The 22,414-nt window shown below is 48.7% G+C and carries 21 protein-coding genes and 1 tRNA gene; 8 read left to right on the forward strand and 14 right to left on the reverse strand.

Annotation, left to right across the window (positions count from 1 at the left end; translation table 11 throughout):
• Positions 1 to 8: 8 nt before the first annotated feature.
• The 4 genes from T500_RS0101940 to T500_RS0101955 all read left to right on the forward strand — a co-directional run bounded on the left by T500_RS0101940 (position 9) and on the right by T500_RS0101955 (position 6,001).
• On the forward strand, positions 9 to 1,631 hold the full coding sequence (locus tag T500_RS0101940; protein ID WP_028906721.1) for a RagB/SusD family nutrient uptake outer membrane protein: 1,623 nt from the start codon (positions 9 to 11) through the stop codon (positions 1,629 to 1,631).
• Positions 1,632 to 1,757: 126 nt separating this feature from the next.
• Positions 1,758 to 2,717 (forward strand): ABC transporter substrate-binding protein, encoded by a 960-nt coding sequence (locus T500_RS0101945; protein WP_028906722.1) that lies wholly within the window; start codon positions 1,758 to 1,760, stop codon positions 2,715 to 2,717.
• A 6-nt stretch (positions 2,718 to 2,723) separates the two neighbouring features.
• On the forward strand, positions 2,724 to 4,646 hold the full coding sequence (locus T500_RS0101950) for a SpoIIE family protein phosphatase (protein WP_080694752.1): 1,923 nt from the start codon (positions 2,724 to 2,726) through the stop codon (positions 4,644 to 4,646).
• 44 nt (positions 4,647 to 4,690) lie between these two features.
• Positions 4,691 to 6,001: a histidine-type phosphatase gene (locus tag T500_RS0101955; protein WP_028906724.1), complete on the forward strand. Its 1,311-nt coding sequence runs from the start codon at positions 4,691 to 4,693 to the stop codon at positions 5,999 to 6,001.
• Positions 6,002 to 6,013: 12 nt separating this feature from the next.
• On the opposite strand, the gene T500_RS0101960 is transcribed toward T500_RS0101955, so the two are convergent.
• On the reverse strand, positions 6,014 to 7,015 hold the full coding sequence (locus T500_RS0101960) for a P1 family peptidase (RefSeq protein ID WP_196243452.1): 1,002 nt from the start codon (positions 7,013 to 7,015) through the stop codon (positions 6,014 to 6,016).
• A 152-nt stretch (positions 7,016 to 7,167) separates the two neighbouring features.
• A tRNA-Ile gene (locus tag T500_RS0101965) sits at positions 7,168 to 7,241 on the reverse strand.
• A 135-nt stretch (positions 7,242 to 7,376) separates the two neighbouring features.
• On the opposite strand from T500_RS0101965, the gene T500_RS0101970 reads away from it, so the two are divergent.
• Both T500_RS0101970 and T500_RS0101975 read left to right on the forward strand, forming a co-directional pair.
• Positions 7,377 to 8,324, forward strand: a complete 948-nt coding sequence (locus T500_RS0101970; RefSeq protein ID WP_028906726.1) for a bifunctional riboflavin kinase/FAD synthetase — start codon at positions 7,377 to 7,379, stop codon at positions 8,322 to 8,324.
• A gap of 8 nt (positions 8,325 to 8,332) precedes the next feature.
• Positions 8,333 to 9,103 carry a CPBP family intramembrane glutamic endopeptidase gene (locus T500_RS0101975; protein WP_028906727.1) on the forward strand — a complete coding sequence of 257 codons (771 nt, stop codon included), beginning with the start codon at positions 8,333 to 8,335 and terminating at the stop codon, positions 9,101 to 9,103.
• Between the two features lie 159 nt (positions 9,104 to 9,262).
• On the opposite strand, the gene T500_RS0101980 is transcribed toward T500_RS0101975, so the two are convergent.
• The 11 genes from T500_RS0101980 to T500_RS0102030 form a co-directional block, all read right to left on the reverse strand.
• Positions 9,263 to 9,742 (reverse strand): hypothetical protein, encoded by a 480-nt coding sequence (locus tag T500_RS0101980; RefSeq protein WP_028906728.1) that lies wholly within the window; start codon positions 9,740 to 9,742, stop codon positions 9,263 to 9,265.
• Positions 9,732 to 10,250, reverse strand: a complete 519-nt coding sequence (locus tag T500_RS0101985) for an RNA polymerase sigma factor (RefSeq protein WP_028906729.1) — start codon at positions 10,248 to 10,250, stop codon at positions 9,732 to 9,734. Before T500_RS0101985 ends, T500_RS0101980 begins: the two co-directional genes overlap by 11 nt.
• Positions 10,251 to 10,308: 58 nt before the next feature.
• Positions 10,309 to 11,082, reverse strand: a complete 774-nt coding sequence (gene argB, locus T500_RS0101990; protein WP_028906730.1) for an acetylglutamate kinase — start codon at positions 11,080 to 11,082, stop codon at positions 10,309 to 10,311.
• A gap of 23 nt (positions 11,083 to 11,105) precedes the next feature.
• Positions 11,106 to 12,155: a GTP pyrophosphokinase family protein gene (locus tag T500_RS14940; protein ID WP_051611827.1), complete on the reverse strand. Its 1,050-nt coding sequence runs from the start codon at positions 12,153 to 12,155 to the stop codon at positions 11,106 to 11,108.
• The gene (locus T500_RS0102000; protein WP_028906731.1) at positions 12,155 to 12,457 is read right to left on the reverse strand and encodes an STAS domain-containing protein; all 303 of its coding nucleotides are present in this window, start codon (positions 12,455 to 12,457) and stop codon (positions 12,155 to 12,157) included. Before T500_RS0102000 ends, T500_RS14940 begins: the two co-directional genes overlap by 1 nt.
• 6 nt (positions 12,458 to 12,463) lie before the next feature.
• Entirely contained in the window at positions 12,464 to 12,883 is a 420-nt protein-coding gene (locus T500_RS0102005; protein ID WP_028906732.1) for an ATP-binding protein, read from the reverse strand.
• A 72-nt stretch (positions 12,884 to 12,955) separates the two neighbouring features.
• Positions 12,956 to 14,848, reverse strand: coding sequence for a biosynthetic arginine decarboxylase (gene speA / locus T500_RS0102010; protein WP_013064814.1), 1,893 nt, complete (start codon positions 14,846 to 14,848; stop codon positions 12,956 to 12,958).
• Positions 14,849 to 14,870: 22 nt separating this feature from the next.
• Complete coding sequence (locus T500_RS0102015; RefSeq protein WP_013063930.1) at positions 14,871 to 15,398, reverse strand: shikimate kinase; 528 nt, start codon at positions 15,396 to 15,398, stop codon at positions 14,871 to 14,873.
• Entirely contained in the window at positions 15,395 to 17,797 is a 2,403-nt protein-coding gene (gene topA, locus T500_RS0102020) for a type I DNA topoisomerase (RefSeq protein WP_013064748.1), read from the reverse strand. The genes T500_RS0102015 and topA overlap by 4 nt, the downstream gene beginning before the upstream one ends.
• A gap of 87 nt (positions 17,798 to 17,884) precedes the next feature.
• The gene (locus tag T500_RS0102025) at positions 17,885 to 18,418 is read right to left on the reverse strand and encodes an NUDIX domain-containing protein (protein ID WP_028906733.1); all 534 of its coding nucleotides are present in this window, start codon (positions 18,416 to 18,418) and stop codon (positions 17,885 to 17,887) included.
• A gap of 5 nt (positions 18,419 to 18,423) precedes the next feature.
• The gene (locus tag T500_RS0102030; RefSeq protein WP_036908233.1) at positions 18,424 to 19,875 is read right to left on the reverse strand and encodes a sialate O-acetylesterase; all 1,452 of its coding nucleotides are present in this window, start codon (positions 19,873 to 19,875) and stop codon (positions 18,424 to 18,426) included.
• Between the two features lie 115 nt (positions 19,876 to 19,990).
• Here T500_RS0102030 and T500_RS0102035 point away from each other — a divergent pair, with 115 nt between their 5' ends.
• Together T500_RS0102035 and T500_RS0102040 are read left to right on the forward strand one after the other, a co-directional pair.
• Complete coding sequence (locus T500_RS0102035; protein WP_028906735.1) at positions 19,991 to 20,839, forward strand: alpha/beta hydrolase; 849 nt, start codon at positions 19,991 to 19,993, stop codon at positions 20,837 to 20,839.
• Between the two features lie 10 nt (positions 20,840 to 20,849).
• Complete coding sequence (locus T500_RS0102040; RefSeq protein ID WP_028906736.1) at positions 20,850 to 21,137, forward strand: DUF4491 family protein; 288 nt, start codon at positions 20,850 to 20,852, stop codon at positions 21,135 to 21,137.
• Positions 21,138 to 21,175: 38 nt separating this feature from the next.
• On the opposite strand, the gene T500_RS0102045 is transcribed toward T500_RS0102040, so the two are convergent.
• The gene (locus T500_RS0102045; RefSeq protein ID WP_028906737.1) at positions 21,176 to 22,330 is read right to left on the reverse strand and encodes a TlpA disulfide reductase family protein; all 1,155 of its coding nucleotides are present in this window, start codon (positions 22,328 to 22,330) and stop codon (positions 21,176 to 21,178) included.
• Between the last annotated feature and the right edge of the window lie 84 nt (positions 22,331 to 22,414).

Genomic DNA, 22,414 nt, shown 5'->3' on the forward strand with positions numbered 1-22,414 from the left:
CAAGCATTATGAAACTAAATAAAGTATTTCTTGCAGCTGGCATGTTTGCCGTAGCGCTTACCAGCTGTACAAATTTGGATGTTAATCCAGATTCTCAATACACATACGACCCCAGTAAGAATTCTGGTGTAGATCCTATGATTATGGTAGAAGCAAAGATGGCTGACGTTTATTTCCATCTTTCAGGAACACTTGGTCGTCGTTATATGGAGGCTCAATCTCTTCCATCTGATGAATTTACTGCTCTGTCTTTCGATGGAGGTTATTATGATAGTGGAACCTATCATCATCAAGCCCTTCATGATAGTAGAGCTACTGACGAAGCTGTTGACTGGTACTCAGACGTAACTTCTGGTATCACAAAGGTAAATACCATTCTTGAGGATTTGGGTAGTGGCGCTTCTGCTCAGATGACAGCCCCAGCCCGTGCTATGCGCGCCTACTTTACATGGATTCTGATGGATTGTTTTGGTGATGCACCAATTCTTGAAAAAATACCTGCAGAGGGTGAGGTCGTTAATCGCTCTCCACGTAAGGAAGTAGCAGAGTGGATTGAGAGTGAGCTTATTGATATTATTCCTTCGCTCACTGAGGACGTAACAGAGAACACCTATGGCAAGCCAACCAAATGGATGGCTAAGGCTCTGCTGGCTAAACTCTATATCAACTGGGCTGTTTATACAGCAGAGTCGGTTGACAAGTATGATGCAGCAACTGATGCCAATCCAAAGCTTGATGCTTGTATTGAGGTTTGTGATGATATTATTAATAGTGGCAAGTTTAATCTTGGTTCTGTTGACTATCTGCACAAGTTCTCTTATGATAATGGTCCACAGATTGAGGACTTTATCTATGCAATGCCTTATGATGCTCTTACTCGACAGGGAATGCAGTATGCCCGTCCTCGTTCTTTCAAACAGTTGAAGAACTTGGTGCCTAATTATTATGGATTCTCAGACAAGTTTACACAGTCGTTTGGTGGTAATATGGTTGTAACTCCTGAGTTTGCTAAGTTGTTCTGTCTCGATGGTGACATCCGTAACCTATGCATCTTGCGTGGTGACGTTTACATTCGCGATCCAAAGACTCTTAAGCCAACTTCTGAGCCATTCATGTATAACAACAAGCAGGTTCATTTCACAGAGGACATTACGCTGGTTAAGAAAGATAACACTATTGACGTTGGTAATGACGATAATGCCATCCAGCAGGGCTGCCACTCTATTAAATGGTATACCACCCCAGCAGAATATAACAATGGTCGTAACCAGTCAAACGATGTGCCCATCTTCCGTTATGCTGATATCTTGATGATGAAGGCCGAGGCACTTGTACGCACAGGACAGGCTGGTGCTAAAGATCTCTTCAATCAGATTCGTGCTTACGCTGGTGCACCTCAGATTACTGCTGAGCCTACACTTGCTGAGATCTACGACGAGCGTGGTCGTGAGTTCTTCGATGAGAACTGGCGTCGTAACGATATGATTCGCTTTGGTCACTTCGAGGATGAGTTCTTCCCTCATTATCAGGGATTCCCCGATGCAAACTTCGATAAGCGTCGTCGTATCATGCCAGTAGAGCAGGAGATGCTTGACCTGAATCCAACTTGGGAGCAGAACCCTGGTTATTAATCCGAAGTATACATTTTATACAATCTTTATACGTCAGGGCGGGCACTACGGTGGCTGCCCTGATTTTTATTGGAAATTAATGGGTAATAGTTTTGGAAGTTAGATAATTTTTCGTATCTTTGCGGCGTGAAACCAAAGGTAAAATTATTTATTACTGCTATAACGCTTGCTGTTTGCTTGCCGTTGCTGGCGCAGAAGAAATACACTGGAAAGTTCGTCTTTACGCCACAGTGGACTGCCCACGCGCAGTTTGCTGGTTATTATGTGGCCCAGGAAAAAGGCTTCTATAAGGCCGAAGGTCTGGATGTGGATATAGTACACCCATCGGTATCCGAAACGGCTATGCACCGCATTCAGGAGGCCGAGAGTCATGCCACCACGCTGCCACTCTGCTTGGCGATGGAGATTATGGACAAAGGTGTGCCTTTGGTGAACATCCTGCAAACATCGATGAACAACTCTACGGTTATCGTATCGCGCCGTGGTAAGAATCCGCTCACGCAGAAGGGTGCCCGTGTGGGTATCTGGCATGCCGGATTCGGACAGGTGGCCATCTGCATGAGTCGCAAGGAGCATCTGAATTACCAGTGGATACAGTTTACATCGAACTTCGACTTGTTTATAAAAGGTGCCATCGACGCCACGCTGGCTATGAGCTATAACGAGTACTACCAGCTGATGCAGATGGGCTTTACATTTACCAAGGATAATGTTTATCGCTTTAGCGACCATGGTTACAATATTCAGGACGATGGCTTGTATATGCGTCGCGACTACTACGAGACACATAAGGCCAAGGCAGAGAAGTTTGCCCGTGCCAGTCGTAAGGGTTGGGAATGGGCCAGCGAGCACCCAGAGGAAACGCTGGATATTGTGATGAAATATGTACAGCAGAACCACGTTACTACCAATCGTACGCTGCAGCGCCTGATGCTGAAAGAGATATTGCGCCTGCAGGTGGACCGCGACTCGAAGAAACGCGAGTTCCGTTTGCGCCCCGATATGGTGAAGAAAGCCAATATGCTGATGCGCTCGAATGGGATGCTGAAGCGCGACATTACTTACAAAGAATTATTAGATCGTTAATACCACATGAAGAATCCAAGAGACTATATCCGCACTTCCCTGTCACGTCGCCTTAGTATTATCATTGTACTGATGGCCTCGATATTTTTTCTGGGATCACTTGGATTCTTGTTTGTAGAGTCGCGTAAGGCTGTGCGCGAGGAGGCGCTGAACGGTGCGGCTCAGGTGCTGGATAACACAGTGCAGCGTGTAAACGTGCTGATGCAGCGTGTGGAGATAGCATCCGACAACTTTATGTGGCTGCCATTGCGACACTTGGATGTGGCCGACTCGATGTTTGTGTATTCGCGCCGTATCCTGACCTGCAACCCCGATCTGAACGGTTGCTCGATAGCTTTCGAACCTAACTATTTCCCCGATAAGGGCCATTATTTCTCGGCCTATACCCTTAACGACAATGGCAAATTCGACACCACTCAGGAAGGTAATCCCGCCTACGACTATCATTATATGGACTGGTATCAGGCTCCCAAACTGCTGGATGAGCCAGTGTGGATTGAGCCGTTTGCTGATTTCAACCCTGAGGATGTCTATGCCGAGGAGATTATTGCTTCGTACTGCCGCCCAATGAAGGATTCGAAGGGCCGCTATGTGGGTACATTCTCTACTGATATCTCGATGGAGTGGATATCTAAAACCATATCCGAAGTAAAGCCCTATCCCAATTCGTATTGCATTATGATAGGTCAGAGTGGTACTTATTTTGTACACCCTGATACTACAAAGTTGCTGCGCGAGAGTATTTTTACGCCCACACTCGAGCATCCTGATACAGCACTTACCAACCTGGGACATGCCATGCAGCGTGGCGAAACAGGTGTGCGCAAGCTGGTGTTCGAAGGCAAGGAGAGCTACGTGTTCTACAAGCCACTTGGCATTACGGGCTGGAGTGTGGCTATGGTTTGTCCTGAGAGCGATATTTTTGGCGGATACATGCGTCTGTATAAGATAGTTATCTTTATCGTTATCGCCGGCTTGATACTGATGCGTCTGGCCTTCAGTCGTATCATCAAGCGCGAGCTGAAGCCACTGAACACGTTGGCACAGCAGGCCGAGACGATTGCATCGGGACAGTTCGACAAAACGTTGCCACGCGATAATCGTATCGACGAGATTGGTAAACTCACGCATTCGTTCAGCGACATGCAGCACTCGTTGGTAAACTACATCAGCGAGCTGAAGCGCACCACAGCTGTTAAAGCCTCTATCGAGAGTGAGTTGAAGGTGGCCAGCGACATACAGATGGGTATGATTCCACGTGTGTTCCCACCATTCCCAGAGCGCAAGGATATCGACCTGTATGCACTGATGACCCCAGCCAAGGTGGTTGGTGGCGACCTGTATGACTACTTCCTGCAGAACGAGCGCCTTTACTTCTGTGTGGGCGACGTATCGGGTAAGGGTATTCCTGCAGCAATGTTTATGGCGATTACACGTGACCTGTTCCGTATTATTGCCCAGCAGAACCGTTCGCCATGGGAAATTGCTACGATGATGAACAACTTCCTGGTAAAGGACAACGACCAGAGCATGTTTGTAACTATGTTTATTGGTATGGTTGACCTGCCTAAGGGCCGACTGGAGTACTGTAACTGCGGTCATAACGTGCCTATACTGGACGGTAAGTTCCTGGAGATGGGCAGCACTAACCAACCTTTGGGCTTGTGGGAGTGCAAGGCCTTTGAGGGCGAGGTGATAGAGGATATACGCAACCGACAGCTGTTGGTTTATACCGACGGACTGAATGAGGCAGAGAACGACCGTCAGGACCGTTTGGGCGACGAACGTCTGTTGGAAGCCATGCAGGGTACTGAGCAGCTGACATCCGAGGAGGTTATACACCGTCTGCAGATAGTGGTAAACAACCATCGTGCAGGTGCAGAACCTAACGACGACCTGACGCTGCTGTGCCTCTCAATCCGTAAATAACAGACATTACATAATCATTTATCAACCATTTTATTATCAACTGTATGAAAAAGATTTTTATTTGCCTGATGATGGCAAGTACGATGACTGCTCAGGCACAAATCGCACGTTTTTCAGGAAAGACAGCGCTCGAAGAGATTGCTGCCGACAAGTTCTTGGCTGCTGGTAACATGACCGACTACGATCATCTGCCACGCACGGCTCTTACTCCTGCCCCTAAGGGCTACGAACCTTACTATCTGTCGCACTATGGTCGCCATGGTGCCCGCTATCTGCTTGAGGAGAACGATTATGCCATGCCAGTGCAAACCCTTCGCAAGGCCAAGTATGCTGGCAAGCTGACGCCACTGGGCGATAAGGTGCTGGCTAAGCTCGACTCGATGCAGAAGACTACTAAGGACCGACTGGGCGACCTGACAGCTACTGGTCAGCGTCAGCACCATGGTATTGCCAAGCGTATGGCGCAGAACTTCCCTGAGATTTTCAAGACACCCAATCTGCCTATCCACTCGGTTTCTACTACCTCTATCCGTGCCATTATCTCTATGATGGCCGAGTGCGAGGAGCTGCAGGCTGCTAATCCATCGGCCCGTATCTTTAATGATGCCAGTAAGGCTGATATGCACTATATGAACTACTCGCCATCGCGCCAGGAGCGCGGCATGGGTATGCCACAGATGAACGTGATGCGTGCCATGCAGAAGCAGCAGGCCATGAGCGACAGTTTGAAGCACCCTGAGCGCCTGATGCAGCAGCTGTTTAACGATCAGCACTGGGTATATCTGAATGTAACTACAGGCTCACTGATGAGCAAGATAGCTGATGTGGCGCTGAACATGCAGAGTCATGATGGCGATGCCACCCTGTTGGAACTCTTTACGCCAGAGGAACTGCGCGACTTGTGGCGCAGCAACAACCTGTACTGGTATCTGCTTTACAGCAATGCTCCACAAACAGGCGGCAAGATGCAGTGGAACCAGAAGAACCTGCTGAAGAACATAATTGAGACTGCCGACACCGTTACACAGACTCAGGTATCGCTACGTTTTGGTCATGATACCGTAGTACTGCCTCTGCTGTGTATGCTGGATCTGGATGGATCGGCTGTACAGGTTGATAACCTCGACGAGCTCGAAAACTCGTTCCGCACCTACTACCTCATCCCTACAGGCAGTAACGTGCAGTTTATCTTCTATCGCCCCAAAAAGGGAAAAACAGGCGATATCCTAGTAAAAGTATTGTTTAATGAGCGCGAGGCCCACATGCCGCTTAAAACCGACACATGGCCCTATTACAAGTGGCAGGACGTTCGCGAGTACTACTTAGCCAAGCTGGCCGAGCAGGAAAAGAAATAAAAACAAACATGTTTAGATATTATGCAGATATTCCTCGTCGGCAATCTTGCTGGCGAGGATTGCATCTGCAATGGCTTTCTCCATCACCAGCGAGGCCAGCACGCCAACAGTGTTGACGTCCGACAAAATCATACCGCCGCTAAGGGAAATGGCATAAACGGTATCGCCATCAGCCATGGTAAACACTGGCCGTATGCTGCGTGCCATGCCGGTAGAGGCGATATTTGCCACCTTCTGTAGGTCGGCGACACTCAGATGGGCGTTGGTAAACACGGCTGCGATGGTGGTATTGCCTGCTATCAGATCGGAATACTGGTTCTTGAGCACTGCCTGTTCGGCACTTACAAAGCCCTTGCGGTTGATGGTGGTCATGCCTGCTATCTTAACACCATCCTGGAAGATGTCGCCTAAGGCATTGACAACAACGGCTACACCTACCTCCAATTGTCCAAGACGTGCTGCAGCATAACCAATGCCACTCTTCTGGGCTGTGGCCATGCCGCCAGGTTTACCTACTGTAGCACCTGTGCCGACACCTACATTGCCGCTGAGTGGTGAGTTGCTGGCAATGGCATTCTGACAAGCTTTATAACCCATTTCGCGGTCGGGGCGGATGTTACTTTTGCCGTATGAAAGGTCGAAGATGCAACTCTGACATACAATGGGTACCAGTCCGTAGCCTGTGTTATAGCCATAGCCATGTTCTTCAAGGCAGGTTACCACGCCGTCGGAAGCTGCCAAGCCATAAGCAGAACCACCACTGAGAACCAGAGCGTTGAGAGGCTGTGTGTTGCGCTGAGGGTCTAATACTGGTACCTCGCGCGATGCAGGTCCACCACCCAGGACTACCGCTGAGGCCATGGATGCCTCTGGGAAAAAGAATACCGTTACACCTGTTTGGGCATCATTGTCTTGTGCATTTCCAACGCTTATGCCTTGAAGTTCTGAAAAAGGAAGGGATTCTACCAAATTATCCATGTCGCTATAGTTATCGACACGGTTTGTTGTATCCACTCCTAACATCTTTTTATCATTGTTCTTTGAACATGATGTAAATATGCTTAAGCCGCAAATATGAATAGCGGCGAAGAGCCCTAAAAAGATCTTCTTTTTCATGTCGTTCAAAAGTTTAATAGGAATTGCAAATATAGTGTTTTTTGATTTTGTGGACCAGCCTGGGCTTGAACCAGGGACCTCCAGATTATGAGTCTGTTGCTCTAACCAACTGAGCTACAAGTCCGATGCCTTTGCTTTGAAAAGCGAGTGCAAAGGTACGGCAATTTCTTTAAATATCCAAATTATTAAGAGAAAATAACTAAAAATGATTGATTGGCAGGGGTAAATTGCGGATTTTTGAGTACCTTTGCAGCCTAATATGGAGATATTCTACGATATAAAAGATACGATGATAGTGCCCGAGTGCGCTGCTACGATAGGCGTGTTTGATGGCGTTCATGCTGGGCATCGCCAGGTTATCAAGCAGATGATGGACGAAGCACAGCAGCATGGCTACAAATCAATGGTAATCACCTTCGATAAGTTGCCACAACAGCTGTTTGTGCCTGGTTTCCAGGCGCAGCTGATTACCACACTCGACGAGAAGATACAGTTGCTTGGCGAACTTGGCATCGACTACTTGGTGGTGCTGCCTTTTGATATGCAGATAGCACAGCTCACGGCGCGTGAGTTTATGGCGCAGATACTGCACGAGCACCTGAATGTAAAAGCTCTGTGTATAGGCTACGATAACCAGTTTGGACGTGGGCGCCAGGAAACGTTCGGCGACTATGTGGAATATGGTAAAGCGCTTAATATACACGTATTTAAGGCTATGGAGGTATGCCCTGATGGGTTTGATGTGCCTGTAAGCTCGTCGCTGATAAGACATCTGATAACCGAAGAGGGCAAGGTGTTTGAAGCCTCGCAGATGCTTAATTACTATTACACGCTTACTGGTCGGGTGGTGACAGGTGAACATATCGGTACAGGGTTAGGCTATCCTACGGCTAATGTAATGTCTGACAATGCAGAAAAGCTGATACCTGCCGACGGTGTTTATGCTGTGTTGGCCAGTATTGATGGGAGCGAACCTATGCAGGCGATGATGAACATAGGCAAACGTCCTACTTTTAATGGGAAGCAGCGCACTCTTGAGGTGAATATTCTTGATTTTAAGGGTGACCTGTATGGCAAGCAAGTTTCCATCAGTTTTGTAAAACTTGTGCGCTTGGAGCAACACTTTTCGTCGGCTGACGAGTTAAAACGTCAGATAGAGAAAGACGAGGTATTAATTAGAGATATATTTGAAAAGATAATAAAGTAAATATGGATATGAAGAATGCGATTATTTATACCGTGCTGTTTGCTGCCCTTCAGGTAGTGGTGTCGACAGTTGCCCAGCTGGTTTGGAACCGGTTATTAGGGAATAGCGGCGTCATGGGTACTGAGTTTATGATTGGTACGCTGATAGCATTTAACGTGCTGGGACTGATATTGTTTTTAGCAACCAAGTGGGCTGTGGTTAGCAGAAATTGGATACGTACGCGCCCTTGGATGGTGCTGTTCTGGGCAGCAATGGCGTCGGTGGGGTGTATCGTTCCATCTATGTGGCTGCAAGAAGTGATGCCCGAACTGCCAAATTTGATGCAGGAGGGATTGGAAGAACTGATGGGTAGTCGCTTAGGTTATGTGGTAGTGGGACTGTTGGCACCACTGGTAGAGGAAGTTGTGTTTCGTGGTGCTATCTTGCGTGCTTTGCTTAAGTGGAACCAGAACCATTGGTTGTGCATAGCTATATCGGCAGCTCTGTTCGGCCTGTCGCATTTTAACCCCGCTCAGATGCCGCATGCTTTTCTGGCTGGCTTGCTGCTGGGATGGATGTATTACCGTACGGGTAGTATCGTGCCTGGCGTGGTGGTGCATTGGGTGAATAACTCGATGGCTTATGCCATGTATAACGTATCGATGGCAGCCTATGGTACAGGCGACCCAACGATGGCGCAGGTGTTTGGCGAACAGCGCGTGCTGCTGGCTGTGCTCTTCTCGCTGTGCATACTGATACCAGCTATCTACCAGCTTAACCTGAGAATGAAGAAAGCTTAAACCATATAACATTGAAGAAGGCTGCACAAACGTGCAGCCTTTAACTTCAGCGTTAGTATTTCCTGAAAATTTGAGAGAAACAAACCGGGGCTTCACAGCTTTCGGCGTCTTAATTGTTTTACTTGTTTTATTTATAAAGAAAGCATAGAAAAAAATATCTTATTCATATAAGGCGGGCGTATCCGTGGCGCTAACCTTAGCGGTGTCGACCATGTTCTCGGCCTGCATAGTGCCGAGGGTATTAACGGAGTCGGCCTGATGCTGCTGGTGGAACTTTGCATATGCATCCTTCGGGTCGTCCCATCCGCGGTCCCAAGGGGCCTGTGCGGCGTTACCCAATGTTAGGATGATGGCTACCACGGCTGCAGCACGGAACAGCGGCATGAGGCGTGAGGTAAGGGTTACCATCTTGGCCTTTGGCGCTTCGGTGTTCTCGCCTACCATTTCGAGTATTCGGGCATCAAAGTCATCGCCCAGTTCAGGCTTCTCCTGCTCGAGAGCAAACAGCGCTTTGTACTGCATAAGACTGGCTGGTACATCCTCCTGACTGAAGAATGTGCGCAGAATTGACTCTTCCTGTAGTGTGGTTTCACACTGCCAGTAGCGCTCCAGTAACTGTTCGATATACTTATAATCCATATTTCTCGGTTTCAATATATTTTTGTCGGATGGCTTGGCGAGCGCGGAAGATGTTTACCTTCACCTGCTCTTCGCTGACAGCCATAATCGACGCTATTTCTTTATAACTCTTGCCTTCGAATTCGCGCAACTGCATGGCGCTTCGCTGTTTCTCAGGCAGCTCATTAATAAGTTGGCGTATCAGCTCGATGCGATCGCGCTGCATAGCCTGCTCTTCAGGGTTCGAGGCGTAGCTCTGGTCGGCTTTGTCGTGATCGCCTTCTTCCAGACTCTGGTTCTGGTTTTCCAAGTGGCGCATTCTGTCGAGTGACAGGTTGCGGCAGATGGTAAGGCAAAAGGCTTCAATCGATTCGATGTCGTCCCATGCCTCGCGGCGATTCCACACCTTTATCATCGTGTCTTGTACTACATCCTCTGCCTCTGCAGGGTTGAGGGTGATGCGGAGGGCAAGCCTGTAGAGCTCGTTCTTCAGCGGCAAGATGTCAGTTTTAAAACTTATCTTTTTCATCCTCTCTTATTAAATGACGAATAACCTGGGGCAAAAGTTACAAGTAAAACAAAAAAAATTAGAAAATTTTTGTGCCGCTCTCTCCATCGATGGCAGTGGCCAGGGTAATGATAACCCGACTAACGCCAGCATCGATGGCGCTCAGGGCGTTTTCGATCTTAGGCAGCATGCCACCACTGATGGTGCCGTCGGCCTTGTACTGCTCGAAATCGGCGCGGGTGATGGTGGGTATAACCGAATCATCGTCGTCGGGATTACGCAGTACACCTTTTTTCTCGAAACTGTAGATGAGCGTTACATCGTAGTAGGGAGCTAAGGCTTTAGCTGTTTCGCTGGCAATGGTGTCGGCATTGGTGTTCAGGATGTGTCCCTGACCGTCGTGGGTGAGTGGTGCCATCACGGGTGTGATACCTGCCTTAATCAGGCGGCTCAGCATCTCACCATCAGCACGATCAACATCGCCCACAAAACCAAAATCCACACCATCCTTAATGGGGCGCTTATGGCTGCGAATCACATTCATATCGGCACCAGTGAGGCCTAGAGCGTTTACACCGTTAGCCTGTAGGCGGGCTACCAAGTTCTTGTTAACCAGTCCGCCGTAAACCATGGTTACCACGCTCAGCATGTCGGCATCGGTAATGCGGCGTCCGCCAACCATCTTCGACTCGATGCCCAGGCTTGCTGCTACCTGAGTGGCACGACGGCCACCGCCATGAATGAGCACTTTGTTGCCCTCGATGGCACTGAAATCCTTGAGCAGCTGACTGAGTTGGGCCTCGTCTTCGACCACGGCGCCACCTACTTTTACAATTGTTAGTTTCTCTTTCATTTTTTATAATATGTGTATGAGTGTTACTGCTTTTGTCCGATAGCCTTGTATTGGCGTATCATGGCATCGGCCAGTATAGCGTTACTCTCGTTGGCACCGTACAGGGTGTCGTAAATCATCTTCACATCATCGCGACCGCCGCCATGCTTCAAGGCGTAAACCACGCACAGGTTCTGCAGACCAACCGACTCAGACAGGATATCAAGGTCGGTAACAGCCAACTGCGACAGGGCCAGCTGATAGGCTGTGTCGCTCAAATCGTCGACCATAGCTTGTACATCGCCTAACGATTCCATGCCAAAATGCTCCAGAACGCGTAGGAAAGGCATCAGCGAGGCGGGGAACAGCTCGGCCTGGTTAACAGCAGCAATACGCTGGTTAAGACGCTCGAATGGGTGCAATTCAAGATAGCTGCGGAACGAGTCGGTAGAGAGTGTTACCTCGCTTAGGTTGCCTGATTTTACCAGCGTTTGTATCTGTCGGCGGTATTCGGTCATAGTGGTGCGCAGACGGCTGAACTCATCGTCGGCCAACTCTAACATACCGGCCAGGCGACTGAACTGTCGGCGATACTGTGGGGGCAGTTTAACGGCACCCTTGTAGCCGATGTCGTGTTCGATGGCCGACCACGTGTGCTGCAGTGCTGTACGTATCTGTATCTCGAAGGGAATGCTACCCTCGTGCAGCTGGCAGATGTAGTGCAGCGAGTTATAGCCAAAGCTGTTGAAATCGTGCAGCTTGCGCTTATCAACAGAGTTGCTCCAGTCGATATCGAACAACTGACTGACAATGGCTGCTACCTTATCCACATCATCGGTATAGAAGGTAACAATGCGCAGGCCAATCAGGTCGGTAATGTCGCTTAGCGAGTGATATTTCTCGCCTTTGCGCTCTAACTTACCAGCCAACGACTCAACACCCTTGATGCGGTGCTCGATGCTGTTAAGTTCGATGCCCTGCTGCTGCATGGTGGTCTGTAACAGCTCGAAAATCTGGTTGTCAAGCCGTATCAGTTGTGGCCGCAGGTCGATGAACTCCTGCAGCAACGCTTCGCAATGTGGCGACAGGCGCATTAGATAAACTCAAAAAGATTAATAAAACCAGTCATGGCAAACACCTGGCGCAGATCCTCGTTCATGTTGCGCAGATAAACATGGCTGCCTTTGGGCTTTGCGGCCTTGAGCAGACCAAGGAACAGGCGCAGACCACTTGATGAGATATACTCGAGTGCTGTGCAATCCAGAATAATGTCGTGACCTGTGCATTCGTAAAGTGGAGCCATGCTCTTTTCAACCTCTGCTGATGCAGCCGTATCCAAACGACCTTCGAAGTACATCACAAAATTCTTCTCTTCTTCTTTGAATGTTGTTTTCATAACTATTTATTTTTTAGTGATATTTTTGCTGAGTGTGAGTAGATTCTTATTATCTACACGCTCGTAGTTAATGGTATCCATTATTTGTCGTATCAGGTGAATGCCTAATCCGCCGATACTACGCTGTTCGGCTGAAAGCGTAGTATCGACCTCGGCTTTGACCGTTGGGTCGAAGGGGGTACCGCTGTCGCTGATGACAAACTTAAGATGCTCATCGTTTATCTGGGCATCGATATCCACATCGCCCTTACCATTGGGATAGGCATAGTTCATGACGTTAACCACAGCCTCTTCGATGGCCAGGTTAATCTTCATCGTTGTGCTCATGTCGAGGCCTGCAGTCTCGCACACCTCATCTACAAATGCATTGAGCTGGGGCACTTCCTGCACATCGTTAGGCAGTGTAAGATGATTTTGGTAACGCACGTCGAATTGTTATTTAGTGTATTGAAGTACGACTTGTATCATCTGATAGATGATGGCATGAGAAGAAACTGCCTACTCAAGATAGGTATATCCGTAGAGTCCTGAGCGGTAGTTAGAGAGGAATTCCTTACCCTCGTCCAAACTGATCTTGCCCTGCTTTACGCTCTTGGCAACCCAAACCTCCAGCTGGCGAACCAGCTTCTTGGGGTTGTACTGCACGTATTCCAGAACCTCTTCGACGGTCTCACCATCGATAATCTGGTCGATGTGGTAGGTGCCGTCTTTCTCAGAGATATGAACGGCATTGGTATCGCCGAACAGGTTGTGCATATCGCCTAAGATTTCCTGATAAGCACCTACCAGGAACACACCTAAGTAGTAAGGCTCGTTCTTTTTGAGTGCATGAACAGGCAGCGAGTGCGAGTTGTTGCGATTGGTGGTAAAGTTGGCTATCTTACCATCACTGTCGCAGGTAATGTCCTGAATGGTAGCATTACGTGTGGGACGCTCGTCCAAACGCTGAATAGGCATGATGGGGAATACCTGGTCGATGGCCCATGAGTCGCTCAGACTCTGGAACAATGAGAAGTTACAGAAGTACTTGTCGGCCAGGAGCTTGTCAATCTTCATGAGCTCCTCGGGAATATGCTTCAGACTCTTGGCCAGGGCATGAATCTCGTGGCATACACTCCAGTACATAGCCTCTACCTCAGCACGGGTTCTCAGGTCGACGATACCATGACTGAACAGGTCGAGAACTTCTTCGCGAATCTGCTCGGCATCGTGCCAGTCCTCCAGGACATTACGTGGACTCAGGTTGTCCCAAATCTCATACAGGTCCTTAACCAACTGGTGGCTGTTGGCATCTGGCTCGAACTCCTCGGGCATCTCGGGCAGTGAGGCTGTCTCAAGTACATCGATAACCAGCACTGAGTGGTGGGCAGCCAATGAGCGACCGCTCTCGGTAATGATATTGGGGTGAGGCAGTCCGTTCTTGTTGGCTGCTTCTACAAAGGTGTAGATACAGTCGTTAACGTACTCCTGAATTGAATAGTTTACTGAGCTCTCGCTGGATGGAGAACGGGTTCCGTCGTAGTCAACGCCCAGACCGCCACCACAGTCAACAAAATCTACGTTGTAGCCCATCTTGTGCAGCTGGATGTAGAACTGCGAAGCCTCGCGAAGGGCTGTCTGGATACGGCGGATCTTGGTAATCTGGCTACCAATGTGGAAGTGGATGAGGCGCAGACAGTCGTTCAGTCCTTTTTTCTCTAGAAAATCTAGAGCTTCTAGTAGTTCAGCACTAGTTAATCCGAACTTGCTGGCGTCGCCACCGCTCTCTTCCCATTTGCCTGAGCCGCTTGAGGCCAGCTTGATGCGGATACCGATGTTTGGACGGATATTCATCTTCTTAGCCTCGCGAGCGATAATCTCAAGCTCGTTCATCTTCTCAACTACGATGAAGATCTGCTTGCCCATCTTCTGTGCCAGCAGGGCCAGTTCGATATAACTCTGATCCTTATATCCGTTACAGATGATGATTGAGTCGCTTTGGCATTGCATGGCGATAACGGCATGCAACTCGGGTTTTGAACCAGCCTCAAGGCCAAGGTTGAACTTGCGGCCGTGCGAGATAATCTCCTCGACCACAGGCTGCATCTGGTTTACCTTGATGGGATAAACCACGTAGTTCTCGCCTTTGTAGTCGTACTCCTCGGATGCCTTTTTAAAGCAGCTCCACGTTTTCTCGATACGATTATCAAGAATATCGGGGAAACGCAACAGTACTGGTGGCGTAACATCACGCAGTGCCAGTTCGTCCATTACCTCGCGCAAGTCAATCTGTGTGCTGTTCTTGCTGGGGGTAACGTAAACATCGCCCTTGTCGTTGATACCAAAATAAGAAGTGCCCCAACCGTTGATGTTGTACAACTCCTTTGAATCCTCAATCGTCCATTTCTTCATTTTCTAAACGGATATGAATATGTTATAAATCTAATAGTTCTTTTATCTTGTCGACGCTAATCTTGATTTTCTCGTAGTTGTCCATCAGACTCACGTCGAGCGTATATTTGGCTTTAGTGTAGAAAGGCTCGCGCTTCTCCAGCTGCTGGCGGATAAAGGTTATCAGCTCCTCGGGGCTTTTGCCTTTAATCAGCGGGCGCTCAACCTTGCCCATCAGCAGGTGGTTGTATAGTACCTCGGGATCGGCCTTCAGGTAAACCGTCAGTCCCTGCTGGTTCAGATAGTCCATATTGTCAAAGAAGCAGGGCGTGCCGCCGCCACAGCTAATGATGACATTCTCAAACTCTGCCACCTCGTGCAGCATGCTGTGCTCCATTTTTCGGAACCCCTCTTCGCCACGTTCGGCAAATATCTGTGCCACTGTTTTGCGCATGCGGCTCTCGATATACCAGTCAAGGTCGTAGAAGGTGGCACCTAACTCCTTTGAGAGAGCCTTACCGATGGTGGTTTTGCCGGCTCCCATATAGCCTATCAGAATGATGCGCTTCATGCCTCTGCCTCTGCTTTTGTGGTTGTCTTCTTAGTGGCGGCCTTTCTGCCAGCACCTTTTCTTGCACCTCGCTTGGCGGTTTTCTTATCCCCCTCCTCGCTCTTCATCTGCTCGATAATCTTCATGCACTCGTCGTAGGTAAGATCCTTGGCGTTCTCGTGCAGGTTCTTTGGCAGGCGATAGTTCTGTCCGTCGTAGGCCAGGTAAGGACCGTAGATACCGTTCATAATCTCCAGCTTGGGATCCTCAAGGAAGAACTTCATGTGCTTGGCTGCTTCCTGTCGGCGCTTCTCCTGGATGAGCACAATGGCCTCGTCGAGAGTGATAGCCATGGGATCGGCATCCTTTGGCAGCGATGCAAACATGCGGTCGTGCTTAACGTAAGGACCGAATCTACCAGCACCAACGCTTACGGGCAGACCTTCGAACTCACCCAAGTCGCGTGGCAGCTTAAACAGCTCCATAGCCTCTTCCAAGGTGATTGTTTCCATACTCAGCTCCTTAGGTAACTGGGCAAACTGAGGCTTGTCCTTATCCTCCGACGAACCAATCTGTACTACAGGTCCGAAGCGGCCAATCTTTACAAATACTGGGCGACCAGTTTTGGGGTCGTTACCCAACTCGCGCTCACCAGCCTTGAACTTCTGACGGCTGTTAAGAGTTTCCTCAACCGTTGGCTCAAAGTCCTTGTAGAAGTGTTTCATCATATCCTTCCACTTCTCGTCGCCCTCGGCAATCTTATCAAAGTCCTGCTCTACCTTGGCAGTAAAGTTATAGTCCATGATGCCAGGGAAGTTTTCCATCAGGAAGTCGTTTACTACAGTACCAATGTCGGTTGGCAACAGCTTGCCGCGCTCTGAGCCAGCCATCTCCTTACGGGTTTTCTGGGTAATCTGCTTACCCTTCAGCTGGTAGATAGAGTAGAAACGCTCTTCGCCTTTCTTGTCGCCCTTCATCACATACTCGCGCTGCTGGATGGTAGAGATGGTTGGGGCATATGTTGATGGACGACCGATACCTAACTCTTCCATCTTGTGTACCAGACTGGCCTCGGTGTAGCGCTGTGGACCGGCACTGAAACGCTCGGTGGTAAGGATTTCGCGACGTGTGAGCTCCTGTCCTTTCTTGATAACAGGCAATGAGTGGCTGTAATCCTCGCCATTCTCGTCATCGTCGGATGATTCACGATATACTTTCAGGAAACCATCAAACTTGATAACCTCGCCCTGAGCTGTGAATACTTCTTCGATACCATCGCTCTTGATGGTAATGGTGGTCTTTTCAATCTCCGCATCGGCCATCTGACTGGCGATGGTACGCTTCCAAATCAAATCGTAGAGTTTACGCTCCTGGGCACTGCCTTCGATCTCAGTCATATTCATGTATGATGGACGGATGGCCTCGTGCGCCTCCTGAGCGCCCTTTGAGTTGGTGTGATACTTGCGCAGTTTGCTATAGTTCTCGCCATAGAGGTTTACAATCTCGCTCTTGCTGGCGTTCAAACAGAGTTGCGACAGGTTTACAGAGTCGGTACGCATGTAAGTAATACGTCCGCTCTCGTACAAGTGCTGAGCCACCATCATTGTCTGGCTAACGGTGAAGCCGAGCTTGCGGGCTGCTTCCTGTTGCAGGGTAGATGTGGTAAATGGGGGGGCAGGTGTACGCTTTGATGGCTTTTTGGTGATGGCATCGGCATAGAAAGTGGCAGTTTTGCACTTCTCCAGGAATTCCATCACTTCGTCCTCGGTGCTGAAACGCTTGCTGAGCTGGGCTTTAACCTCCGAGGCTGAGCCGTCGGGATTAACAACGGCAAACACACCGCTGACACTATAATAAGGCTCGCTCTTGAAATTCTGTATCTCGCGCTCGCGCTCAACAATCAGTCGTACAGCAACACTCTGTACACGACCAGCTGAAAGGGCGGGCTTAACCTTACGCCAAAGTACTGGTGAGAGTTTGAAACCTACCAGACGATCGAGCACGCGGCGGGCCTGCTGTGCGTTGACCAAATCCATGTTGATATGGCGTGGATGCTCGATGGCATCGAGAATAGCCGATTCGGTAATCTCGTGGAATACAATACGGTTAGTCTTCTGTTCATCCAATCCTAATACTTCGCAAAGGTGCCATGAGATAGCTTCTCCTTCGCGGTCCTCATCGGATGCCAGCCATACAGTCTCTGCCTTGCCGGCTTTTGATCGTAAATCCTCTACCAGACTAACCTTCTCTTCGGGAATCTCGTATTCTGGTTCCAGCGTCTTTTCGTCGATGCTGATTTCTCTTTTCTTCAAATCACGGATGTGTCCGTAGCTCGACATGACCTTGTAATCCTTTCCCAGGAATTTCTCAATAGTCTTTGCCTTTGCGGGCGACTCCACTATCACTAAGTTCTTTTGCATATTCTGTCGCGTTATATTTCTTTCGGGCTGCAAAAGTAAGCAAAAAACTCTCTCCCACCTTATTTATATAGAGGATTTTCAGATTTATTAACAATTCTGTGCTAAGAAACGGTGTACGGCTTGGCGTATGGAGCGCAGTCCGAAACGCTCTACATACACCTCTCTGAGGGGTACCCACTGCAGTTCGGCGGCATCGTCGTCGGCTTTTACTTCGGCCTCACCTGTTATGTGACACAGGAAAAAGAGGTCGAGTGTGTGTATGTCCATTCCCGAGTAATGGTATACATTGGGGATAGAGAACTGATATTCAACGGATTCGGGGTCGATGATGAGTCCGGTTTCTTCCTTGATTTCCCTTACCATGCCCTCTTCGGCATTCTCGTCGTTATCCACAAAACCGCCAGGCAGGTCGAGGGTGCCTTTGGCGGGCTCCTTACCACGCCGGGCAACCAGCAGTTCGCCTTTGTCGTTCAGGATAAAAGCGGCTGTTGATGCGCGTGGGTTCTGATAGAACGTAAAACCGCAGTTGGCACAATGGCGACTTAGTGCATTGTGAATCTCAAAATCCTGACTGCCGCACTTAGGGCAGAATCGGAATACTTCTAATGGATGCTCTGTCATAGGCGTTACCAATTATCTGTTCTGAATGGGAATAATGGTAGATTGGCGCCGTTCTTTACGTTGCCTATCTGGAAGTTCTTAAAACAATAGCGTACTGCTACGGGCTTTTTTACCTGGGGCGATGATACCTTGATGGCCTCGTCCCAATAGCCGCCGCCAGGTTGCCAGAAGTGCTGGGCCTGAGCAGGATAGAATACCTTGTCCTCGCCTGCGATCTCAAAGCCTTGAATGTCTTCGAATGGCGCGTCGGTGTGATAGTTGTTGTCTAAGTGGATGTAGATAGCGTCGCCTTTGATACTCATGTCCTTAAAGGTTGAACTCTGATAGAGTACGCCCTCAAAACCATAGTCGCGAACCAAGGCTGTATAGGCTAATCGCTCACCTACCTGCTGTTTCTGGGTGGGGTGAATCTGACTGTATTCATAGGGGTATACCAAATCGTTGGTGCATACTAGCGAACTGTTGGGTATCAGCTTCTGCGCCTTGAACTGCTGTTCGCGCAACAGGGCGCCGCTGGTGGCATTGTTGTCATCGTCGTAACGATAGGGAGCTATCTGTACAAAGTAGAAGGGAATCTCTCCTAAAGCAAACTGACTGCGCCACTGATCTACCAACAGCTTCAAACGCTGAGAATATTGGTCGCCAGGATCGCCGACGTTCGAGCAACCTTGATAGAAGAGTATGCCTTTAACGGTGAAGTTCAGAATGGGATTAAACGTACCATTGCCCCACAGTAGCGAACGATGGTAGTCGTACTCGGCCCACTTCTTGCAGATCTCAACAGAGTCGGTTGGGTCGTTGGTGTATTTCTCAAGATTCTCCTTGGTGAGCCAGCTTTCTACACGCGAACCTCCTTTGTTGGCTTCGATGAGTCCGATGGGGATGTCGAGTGCCTGATGAACGGTGCGGGCGAAGAAATAGCCTGTGGCCGAGAAATCGCCAACAGTCTTAGGTGAGCATACACGCCACTCGCACTGGGCATCGTTCTGGGGGGTGGCTGCCATCACGCTGGGAATCTTTACGCTTCGTACACCAGCATGGTTCTTGGCATCAATCACTACCTGATTATAATCTTTTACAGGGCACATCCAGAAACCCTTAACGGGCATCTCCATATTTGACTGACCTGCACATACCCATACCTCGCCTGCTAGTACGTTGTTGATAGTGAGTTTGTCGCCATCGTCGAACGTAATGGATAATGGAGTGTAGCTGGCTTTTGGTGTTTTTACTTTTACTAGCCACTCGCCCTGCTTGTTGGATTTGGCTGTAACCGTTTCGTTGCTCCACGAGGTTGTTACCTTTACCGTTTGTCCAGGTTTGGCCCATCCCCACAGACGGGCATCGGTCTGCTGTTGTAAAATCATATTGTCGCCAATCAGATGGGGCAATTTAACTTTGGCCTGACTGCCAAGTGTAAACAACGCAAGGGCTGTAATAGCTAAGATTTTCTTCATAATTTATCGTAAAGTTTCAAGTTTCTGCCTGCAAAGATAATAAAAATCCGTAAAAACCACGTAATCCGTAGCTTTTTTTTAGTACCTTTGCGCCAAAATTAAAATTATTAAAACAATGAAGTGTGTTAGAATCCTATTGACAGCAGCGTTGCTGACTCTCTCGACAACTATTTTTGCACAGAAACCTACCACCATGCCACTCTGGCCAAATGGCCCAGAAGTAGTGAGCTCGGATGGTAATGATCAGGCTGAACTGACTGTTTATCTGCCAGATGCTAATAAGGCTACTGGTCGTGCTGTAGTGTGCTGTCCTGGTGGTGGCTATAGTCATCTGGCTATGGATCATGAGGGACATCAGTGGGCGCCTTTCTTTAATACACAGGGTATTGCTCTGATTGTACTGAAATATCGTATGCCTCATGGTAACCGTATGGTGCCTGTCTCTGATGCCGAGGAGGCTATCAAAACGGTTCGAAGTCATGCTGCTGAGTGGCATATCAATCCTAATGATGTGGGCATTATGGGCTTCTCGGCTGGTGGTCATCTGGCTTCTACTATTGCTACCCATGCCAAAGATGATGCTGCACCAAATTTCCAGATACTCTTCTATCCGGTTGTGACGATGGATCCTGGCTTTACGCATAAAGGCTCGCATGATAACTTCTTGGGAAAGACTCCTGAGGATAAGAAGGCGCTGAAGGAGTATAAGAAGCTGGAGTTTGAGTTTAGTAACGACTTGCAGGTGAATCGTACCACACCACGCGCCTTTTTGGCTCTGAGCGATGATGATAAGGCTGTGCCTGCAGCTAATGGATTTAACTATTATCAGCAGCTGTATAAGCACGATGTACCAGCATCAATCCATATCTATCCTACAGGTGGTCATGGTTGGGGGTATCGCGAAACCTTTGCCTATCACTACGAGATGGTTTTTGAGTTGAAGGCCTGGTTAAAAAGTTTCTAAATTGTAGCATATGTATTTTACAGGTATTATTATAGCTGCCAGTACTTTCCTGGCTATTGGCATCTGGCATCCGATTGTTATCAAAACCGAGTATTATTGGGGTACGCGTCCATGGATTGTATATCTCATTGTGGGCTTGGCTTGTATAGCTGGTGCCTTGTTTATTGAGAATGCCATCCTTTCGTCTATCGTGGGTGTGTTTGGCGCCTCGGCCTTATGGGGCATAGGCGAACTGTTTGCACAAAAGAAACGTGTAGAGAAAGGCTGGTTCCCCAAGAATCCAAAACGCAAGTACTAAAAAGAAAAATCCCTTCCGATTTCGGAAGGGTTTTTTGTTTACAGAAGCTTTTTGATTTCTGCTTCAAGGTCTGCGATCTGGGCAGCTCGCTTAACCAGGTTGTTGCCGCGGTCGATAATAAAGAAGTCGGGAACGGCCTGAATGTTGTAGAGTGTCAGACGCTGTGAACCTGCGCCATCCTCGTCGCGAACGCTGATCCAAGGCAGTGCTGCTGTCTGCTGTTTCCAGAAGTGCTCGTCGCTGTCGAGACTTACCTGATAAATCTCCAATCCCTGAGCGTGATATTTATTATACAATTCGCGCAGCTGGATGATGCGTGCAGGAGAGTCCTTGAGAGCGAATACATGGAAGTCGAGCAGTACAACCTGTCCCTTCAAATCTGTCAGACGACGCATATTACCTTTGTTATCGAGCAGAGCGATATCCAGTACACCTGCCTCCTGTACCTTGCTGGCTTCAATTTGAATATCGGCATTCTGAGCCTCTACAATACGCTGGTTCTTCATGCCCTCGATGGCAATGTTGTGCAGGTTCTGTCCGCGCTCAGCATGTGGGTAGTAAGTGTCCCAGCTGGTAGCAACGGCGGCAAAGGCCTTGATATCTTCCTTGTTGGCACGAGGGTTGAAAATCAGGTAGTTGCCGATGGCCTGGAACAGAGCGAAATAAGCGTATGCCTTGTAAGGCTCTTTGTAGATATAGTTGCGCTTAACCTCTTCCTTGTAAGCGTTGATCATGCTTTGGATGCTGTCGTTGGCTTTGGCGATGCCTAACTCGGTGTTGCTCTGCAGCGCGATGGTCTTGGCCTGCAGGTCGATCTGCTTGAGTGCCAACTCGCGAATCTTCTCACAGTTCTCTGAGCCGCTGATGGTGTAGTTCGATGCCATGCCAGGATACTGACCCTTAACCTGAACAGTCTCGGTAGAGTCGATGCTCACGTTGATAATCTGGTCGGCAATGCGCAAACGATAGAACTCAGGGGCTGTAGTGGCATCCTGACTGAATGAGAAGTCGCCATTGTCGTTAAGCTTTACAGAGTCGAGCACGTTAATGCCCTCCAAACCTACGTTCTCGAAGTAGAGCACAGAATCCTTAGCGCCGGCAATCTGGCCCTCGACGGTAAACTTATTGTTGTTGCACGAGGCAATCGATAATGCAGCCAGAACTACGGCTGCTGCTTTACAAATATGTTTCATTTTTTCTAATTAGAATTTCGTTTTGCGGGTGCAAAGATATAATTTTTTTAGTGAATAGTGAAGAGGAATAGTGAAAAATTAAAA

The sequence above is a fragment of the Xylanibacter ruminicola Ga6B6 genome (assembly GCF_000687715.1).
Taxonomy (GTDB): domain Bacteria; phylum Bacteroidota; class Bacteroidia; order Bacteroidales; family Bacteroidaceae; genus Prevotella; species Prevotella ruminicola_B.